The following is a 7,416-nucleotide window of genomic DNA, read 5'->3' on the forward strand; positions in this document are numbered from 1 at the left end:
CCGGCATCCAGCGCCGCACTGATCCAGCGCAGGCGCGGGTCGAACGACCAGGACGGCTGCGAGGCGAGATCGATGGCCGTGATCTCGGCGACAGCCGTGTCCGCCAGCAGTCGGCGCAACAAGGCCGCGCCGATGAAGCCGGCAGCGCCGGTGATGAGGATGCGCATCGCGGCTTACGCCGGCGCCGCAGTGGACGCGCGCACCACCTGCTGATGGATGCGGCCGAACGGGCCCGGGCTGCCGTCGGCGAAGCGGGCGTCCATGGTGACGTGCTCGCCAAAGCGCAGGAACGCCGTCCGCGCCTCCCCCCGGTCGATCATCTCGATCGCCCTGACCTCGGCGAGGCAGCTCGATCCGGCGGCGCGGTCGGCGTTGGAGACCGTGCCCGAGCCGATGATCGTGCCGGCGCTCAGCCGGCGCGTCCGCGCGGCATGGGCGATCAGCTGCGGAAACGAGAACGCCATCTCGCCGCCCGACGCCGCGCCGATCCGCTCGCCGTTGCGCTGGACGTGCAGCGCCATGGCGATGCGGCCGTCGTGCCAGTCGGCGCCGAGTTCGTCGGGCGTGACCGCGATCGGCGCGAAGCTGGTCGACGGCTTGGCCTGCAGGAAACCGAAGCCGGTGCGCACCTCGCGCGCGCCGAGCGCGCGCAGGCTCCAATCATTGATCTGCACCAGCAGCCTGATCCGCTGCGCGGCCTGCTCGGCCGTGACCGCCATCGGGACCTCGTCGACGATCACGCCAAACTCGCCCTCGCAATCGATACCGTCGGCTTCGGACACGAACGGGACGTCGACATGCGGGCCGAGAAAGTCGTCGCTGGCCCCCTGATACATCACCGGGATCGTCTCGAAATCAGGGATCGGCGGCTTGCTGAAGGCGACATCCATCAGGTGTCCGTGGTTGAGAAACGCCGAGCCGTCCAACCATTGCGGCGCGCGAGGCAGCGGCGCGGCACAGCGCGTTGGATCGAACGCGAACACGTCCGATGCCGCGCCCGTCTCGAGCCGGCCGGCGAGATCGCGCAGCGGCGCCTCGACCTCGCCCCAGCGCTGCAGCGCGCTGGCGAGATCCGGCACGATCGCAGCGGCGCTGACGGCGCGCGCCTGATCCCTGGAGACGACGACGAGGCGGCCGTCGAGGCTGCCGTTCTGATAGGTTGCGAGCTTCATCGGTCGGCCTTCAGTGGTCGGCTTTGCCAGGATTGGCGTCGGGACCGAATTTGCCGTCGACCAGAATGAACAGCATCCGGCACGGCTTGTCGCTGCGATTGGCCCACGCATGGTTGGTGCCGCGCTGGATCACGACGTCGCCGGCTTTCAGATCGGCCGTGCCCTTGTCGAGCACCAGCGTGATCTCGCCGGAGATCACGATGCCGTAGTCGATCGTCTCGGTGCGATGCATCAACGGGTGCGGCGATTCCTTCGTCACCGTCGAAGCGTGCGGATCACCGATCTGCCCGAACGCGGCCTGCATGCGCTCCGCGCCGTGACGGAGGAAGTCCTCGGTATCCGGCGGAATGTCGACGAAGCGGATGCGACTGCCGTGTGTCGGCGGCGGCAGCCGCAGCGGGCCGATGGTCGGGTCCGGGCCATTATCGATCGGCGCGGGCGTCGCCGACGTGCTCCACACCTCGTGGAAGAAGGTGCCTGGAATCGCCGCGAGCTCGGTCACGGTCGGCAGCGCGCCATCGGACGAGATCACGGCGGCGCCCTCGGCGTCATGTCCGGTGACGACGCGGCGGATCTGCGGAAGGGTCATGCAACAGGTCTCCTGGTCAGGCGATTTCGAGGGTGGTCGTGGTCGCGGCGCCACGCGCGGCGAACACGCGCGAGAACATCACGACCGCGGCGGACGAGATGACGACGGCGCCCAGCCCGAGCGCGGGATAGCCGAACAGCTGCACCAGCGTGCCGCCGAGGATCGGGCCGATCGCGGCGCCGATCATCAGCATCGCCGGCGTGCCGGCGAGCGCGCGCGCCGTCGGGTCGAGCCGCGACAGCAGGCCGAAGGCGAAGGTGTGAGTGAAGATCATCACCGCGGCGAAGACCGCCGTCGGCGCGGCGTAGGCGATGAAGCCCGAGCCGAAGGTGATGGTCACCGCGATCAGCGCCTGGCAGACCGGCCCGGCCAGCAGCACATGGCGCGCCGGAAGCCGCGTCTCCAGAACGGCCGCGAGCGGCGCCGGCAGCAGGTTGACGAAGCCCAGCGCGATCAGCACGCCGGTGACCGCCTCCGTGCCGAAGCCGCGATCGACGCCGATGCGCTCGATGAAGCTGAAGAGCATCGCCTGCGTCAGCGCCATCAGGCTGATGCCGGCAATGCCGAACCAGACGGCGCGCGGCAGATGGCTGACCTCGGCGATGAGATCCTCGTCGCTGCGGACGACGCCCCGGGGAAATGCGACCGCCGACGCCAGCGCAGCGACCGCCATGACGCCGGCGAACACGGTGAACAGCGCCGGCCCGCCGAAGCTCGCGAGCAGATTGGGCGTCGCGCCGAGGAAGAGGATCGCGAACACCCCGAGCGCCATCCCGACGATCGCGAACAGCCGGTGCGGGTTGGCGCTGCGCGCGATGGTGCCATGGGTGAAGCTCAGCCCGCAGGCTGCGGTCGCGCCGGCCATCGCGTGCAGCAGGGCGAGCAGCGCGAACTCCGATGTCCGGCTGGCGGCCAGGAACACCAGCGCCGCTGCGGCGTATCCCGCGACCGCGGCCAGACGGGCGTTCAAGCGGTTGAACCGCGGTGCAAAGACCAGGCTGCTGAGCACGGCGCCGACCAGGAACAGGGTGGCCAGAAGTCCCGCCTGCTGCGGGCTGAACCTGTAGCGCTCGATCAGGGTGCCCACCCAGACCGGCAGCGCCACGAGGTCGACCATCCCGGCGCAATGCGCGGCCATCAGGGCGATGCGCCCGCGCCAACTCTCCGTCGTCACCGTCATTGCTTCCTCCCCTTGGTATCTGTTTTTGCTGTTTGTTGCGTGCTCAGATCGGCTGCGTCAGCCCGATGATGGAGTCGCGCATGATCCTGGCGTGCTCGGCCTTGTCGCCGTTCTCCATCTCGATGCGGCAGAGCTGCGCGGAGTTCTCGATCACCATGCGGCAGCGCTCCCAGCGCCGCGCATGGAAGCGGTCGAAGGCGTCCTGCAATGTCGCTGCCCGCGCCAGCTCCTCGGCCAGCACGATGCCGCTCTCGATGCCGATGCCTGCACCGGAGGCGAGATGCGGCGTGGTCGCGGCAACGGTGTCGCCGATCAGGATGACGCGCCCTCGATTCCACGGCGCCGGCACCAGCAGGTTCGCGAGCGGCCGGTAGTCGATCGCCGCGTCCGCGCTGAACAGGTGCGGCCGCAAGCCGGCAAGCACGGGATCGCTGAACGGCGCCAGCATGTCCGCGACCATTTGCGGCCAGGCCGCGCGCTCGACCTGCTGCTTGTCCGGACGCGCCTCGGTGACGAACATGTACATATGGCTCGGCGACACCGGATTGACGCCGACCTTGACCGCACCGCCCAGCCACATCCGCGGACGCACGATGTCGTCGGGCCGCGGCAGCACCGCGCGCCACACCACCTGCCCGATATATTGCGGTGGCTTGACCTCGGGAAACAGCAGCGCTCGCGTCTTCGAATGCACGCCGTCGGCGACCACGACGAGATCATAACGCCCTGTCGTGCCATCGGTGAAGGCGACCTCGACGACGTCATCGTGCTGCGTGATCTGAGTATAGCTGCAGCCGACCCGCACGCTGACGCCGGCCGCGCGCGTCGCATCGGCGAGGATGCGGCCGAGCTCGGGACGCATGATGCCGCCGCCGCCGGGCACATCCGACCCTACCGGCTTCGGCGTCGGAATCTCGCCGATCCGATGACCTGCTGGCGTGACCAGCTCGACGCCATCAGACGTGTAGCCACGCCGCTCGAACTCGGCGAGCACGCCGATCTGATCGAGCGCTCGCAAGCTCGGGCCACTGACGGTGATCCCGGCGCCCTCCGGCCGCCAGTTCGGATCGAGCTCGACGAGATCGACCGCGATGCCTGCCTTGCCCATCTGGATCGATGCGGCCATGCCGGAAAATCCGCCGCCGATCGTCAGCACCCTGCTCACCACTGCCATGGCGCCCCCCCTTCGTTTGAACCGCCGTTGCCGACGCGTGTTATTTGTTCACGAACAGCTCGCCATCGACATCGACAACGAGCTCGAGTCTTATCAGCCGCTCGCCGCGGCACGGGCCCTGCACGCACAGCCCGCTGTCGGGCATGAACTCGGCGCCATGCGCATGACAGACGACACGCGTGCCCGCGGCGTTGAGATAGGCATCCCTGCGCCAAGCCATCGGCGCACCCTGGACATGCGGACAGGCATTACGCCAGGCATGAAGCTGTCCCTGCCACCGCACGACGAACAGGCTGTCCTGTCCCTCGTCGTCAGGATCGAAGCCGCGCGATTGCCCCTCGCCAATATCGTCCGCGCGGCACAGACGAACCCAGCCTGCCGGCGCGCGCTCACGCGTAGTCGCCATTCTCGGGAATTCCGGGGCCGGGATACCACTTCTTGCGCATCTTCAGCAGGAAGGTCTGCGAGTTGTCGGCCGAGGCCGTAGCCTCGCGCGGCTGCCAGCTCGCATCGTGCTGGTCCATGTCGGCATCCATCTCGATGTGGCAGCCGAACGGGCTGTTGAAGTACCAGAACCAGTTCGAGCCGAGGATGTGACGGCCGGGGCCCCAGAACGCCTGATAGCCCTTCTCGACGAAGCGATAGCCGTTGGTGATCATTTCCGACGGCCCGCCGAAATGGAAGGTGAAGTGCTCGACGCCATGCATGTGCGGCGGCGCGCCGATCAGGAAGTGGGTGTGATGATCGAGCGAGCCGGCGGGCTGCAAAAAGGGCCCCGTGCCGGTGAAGCGATCGGTGCAGCGGAAGCCGAGCCGATTGACGTAGAAGGCTTCCGCCTTCATCACGTCGGGCACGAAATATACGACATGCGACAGCGAGCGCGGCCGGATCACGCTGCCCGGCGGCGGCACGCCGAGGCTGTTGACCGGCCTGAACACCACACCGCCCGGCGCATTCGAGATCTCGCCAGGGAGTACGAACGGCCGCCGCGCCGTGAGCTGAAAGCCGATCACGAAGCCGCAATCGTCGATCGACTCGACCGAGCCGTCCGGCAGACGCCGGACCTCGCGGTCGCGCCGCAGCTCGGCTGCGATCGCGCCCAACGTCGCCTCGTCGGCGACGCCCATCACGGTCTTGCGCAACCGGCAACCCGGCACGGGTCCGGGCGGCAGCGCCGGATCATCCTGCCGCGCGATCACGACAGCGGTCCCGTCCATCGCCTCGAAGCGGCCGCCGCGATCCGAGACGTCGACCGCCGTCAGGCCGTAATCGACCAGGAAGCGCGCCGCGCCCCTGACATCGTCGACAGCGAAGACCAGGCTTTCCAGACCGACAATTTTCATGGCTTTTCCCTCCGCCTGCCGCTCAGGCGACCCGTCCGTTCAACGTCTCGGCCACCCAATCCGCGATGTAGTGGCCGGCATTGATGCTGTTGTCGAAGCTCGCATGCTGGGCGCCGCCTTCGCGATCGGTGAAGACCTTCAGCTCGCGCCTGGGCGAGTTGACCAGTTGCTCATAGGTGCGCTCCGCCCAATGCAACGGGATCTGCGAGTCCCTCGCGCCATGCGTCACCAGGAACGGCACCTTGATGCGGTCGAGAATGCCGTCGAGATGAACCTGCTCGGCGATGCGCATGAAGTCATCCTGGTCTTTCGCTCCCCACACCCAGCGCACATGCGCCCAGTAATGCGGGACCGGAAAGTTGCCTTCCTTCTGCAGCCGCTTGTTCTGCACGTCGCGCCAATCGTGATTGGCGCCCCAGGCGACCCCGCAGGCGAAGCGCGGCTCGAACGCCACCGCGCGCGGGCAGTAGTAGCCGCCGAGCGAGACGCCCTCGAGGCCAATGCGCCTGCCATCCACGTCGCTGCGGGTCTCCAGCCAGTCGACGACGCGCGAGGCCCAGTGCTCGCTGTCGTAGCGCGCCGTGAGCCCCTGCAGCCGCAGCGCCTCGCCCGAGCCCGGCTGGTCGATGATCAATGAGGACACGCCGCGCTTGGCCAGCCACGCCGGCAGCCCCACGCGGTATTTCATCTCCTTGGTCGAGTCCAAGCCGTTGACCTGCACCAGCAGCGGCGCCGGTCCATCGCAGCCTTCCGCGCGCACCAGGAGACCGGCAATGTGGCTGCCTTCATAGGGAATCTCGACGCGCGCGCAGTTCTCCCGCGCCAGCGCAACCCCCTTGGCGAAGGTGTCGAGGCACTTGCGGTACAGCGCCAGCCGGCCGGGCGCGTCATGCGCTTGCAGCCGCTCGCAGGTAATCAGATAGCTCGCCGCGCGACCATACTTCTCGCCCGCCGAGAGCAGCCGGCCTTTCGCCTCGTCCTCGGCGGCGAGCTCACAGAGCTTGTCTGCCATCCGCGCCCAGGTCTCGCGAAACGCCTGGGTGCCGCTGGCATCGGGCTGCCGCGCGGCGTCCTGCAGCGGCGCGCACATCTCCTCGATCTCGCCGATCCTGGCGCCCATCTCGATCGCCAGATCGACCGACAGATTCCAGACGTAGTTGGTTGGAAAATACTTGAACATGCTGCACTCGCGACGCGCGGCCCCGCCGCACGTCCCCTCGACGTTTCTTCCCGAGGTCTGGCTTAGCTCCGTTTGACCATTTCGAAAAATTGATTATCAAGATCTTTCGTATTGATCCTCTGAATACCTCCCGCGGGGTCCGTCGATGCGGTTCAACAACAAGTTCGATCTCAATCTGCTGGTCGCGCTCGACCATCTGCTGCACCTGCGCAGCGTCAGCGGCGCGGCCGCGCGCATGAACATGACGCAGTCGGCGATGAGCAACGCCCTGCTCCGTCTGCGCACCTATTTCGACGACGAGCTGCTGGTGAAGATCGGCCGCAAGATGGAGCTCACGCCGCGGGCGGAGGTGCTCAAGGACTCGATTAGGGACCTTCTCGTGCGGGTCGATTGGGCGATCGCCTCGTCCTCGGAGTTCGACCCGGCGCAATCCGACCGCTGCTTCAAGATCCTGGCCTCGGACTACACGATGGTGACGCTGATCCCGCGGCTGCTGGCGCGCAGCGAAGCTCTCGCCCCCGGAATCCGCTTCGATTTCCTGCAACAGGTGCAGCGGCCGGAGCGCGCGCTGGAGCGCGGCGATGTCGACCTGCTGATCATTCCCGAGGAGTTCAGCTCCAAGCTGCATCCGTCGGAGGTCATCTTCGAGGACGACTTTTGCGTGATCGCGTGGAGCAAGGGAAAATACGGCAGGGGCAAGCTGTCACGGCAAGACTTCGCCAAGGCGTCGCATGTCGTGATGCGGCCGGCGATCGCGGCGCAGTCGCTCGAGAGCCAC

Annotated in this window: 9 protein-coding genes; 1 reads left to right on the plus strand and 8 read right to left on the minus strand. The window is 67.6% G+C overall.

What is annotated here, in order from left to right:
* The 8 genes from BRAO375_RS18895 to BRAO375_RS18930 form a co-directional block, all read right to left on the minus strand.
* Nucleotides 1-167 (minus strand): NAD-dependent epimerase/dehydratase family protein (locus BRAO375_RS18895; RefSeq protein ID WP_035641115.1); only part of this gene is annotated, 167 nt, incomplete at its 3' end.
* Between the two features lie 6 nt (nucleotides 168-173).
* The gene (locus tag BRAO375_RS18900) at nucleotides 174-1,172 is read right to left on the minus strand and encodes a fumarylacetoacetate hydrolase family protein (RefSeq protein ID WP_009029061.1); all 999 of its coding nucleotides are present in this window, start codon (nucleotides 1,170-1,172) and stop codon (nucleotides 174-176) included.
* A gap of 10 nt (nucleotides 1,173-1,182) precedes the next feature.
* Nucleotides 1,183-1,761 (minus strand): cupin domain-containing protein, encoded by a 579-nt coding sequence (locus BRAO375_RS18905; protein ID WP_009029062.1) that lies wholly within the window; start codon nucleotides 1,759-1,761, stop codon nucleotides 1,183-1,185.
* Nucleotides 1,762-1,777: 16 nt separating this feature from the next.
* A complete protein-coding gene (locus BRAO375_RS18910; protein ID WP_009029063.1) occupies nucleotides 1,778-2,935 on the minus strand; it encodes an MFS transporter in 1,158 nt (385 codons plus the stop codon).
* A 49-nt stretch (nucleotides 2,936-2,984) separates the two neighbouring features.
* On the minus strand, nucleotides 2,985-4,115 hold the full coding sequence (locus tag BRAO375_RS18915; RefSeq protein ID WP_009029064.1) for an FAD-dependent oxidoreductase: 1,131 nt from the start codon (nucleotides 4,113-4,115) through the stop codon (nucleotides 2,985-2,987).
* 40 nt (nucleotides 4,116-4,155) lie between these two features.
* Nucleotides 4,156-4,521: a Rieske (2Fe-2S) protein gene (locus BRAO375_RS18920; protein ID WP_009029065.1), complete on the minus strand. Its 366-nt coding sequence runs from the start codon at nucleotides 4,519-4,521 to the stop codon at nucleotides 4,156-4,158.
* A complete protein-coding gene (locus tag BRAO375_RS18925) occupies nucleotides 4,505-5,458 on the minus strand; it encodes a VOC family protein (protein WP_009029066.1) in 954 nt (317 codons plus the stop codon). Before BRAO375_RS18925 ends, BRAO375_RS18920 begins: the two co-directional genes overlap by 17 nt.
* Nucleotides 5,459-5,480: 22 nt before the next feature.
* A complete protein-coding gene (locus BRAO375_RS18930) occupies nucleotides 5,481-6,638 on the minus strand; it encodes an alpha/beta hydrolase family protein (RefSeq protein WP_009029067.1) in 1,158 nt (385 codons plus the stop codon).
* A gap of 145 nt (nucleotides 6,639-6,783) precedes the next feature.
* Between BRAO375_RS18930 and BRAO375_RS18935 the strand changes: the two genes are divergently transcribed.
* Nucleotides 6,784-7,416 (plus strand): LysR family transcriptional regulator (locus BRAO375_RS18935; protein WP_035641117.1); only part of this gene is annotated, 633 nt, incomplete at its 3' end.

The organism is Bradyrhizobium sp. ORS 375, assembly GCF_000239775.1.
Lineage (GTDB): Bacteria > Pseudomonadota > Alphaproteobacteria > Rhizobiales > Xanthobacteraceae > Bradyrhizobium.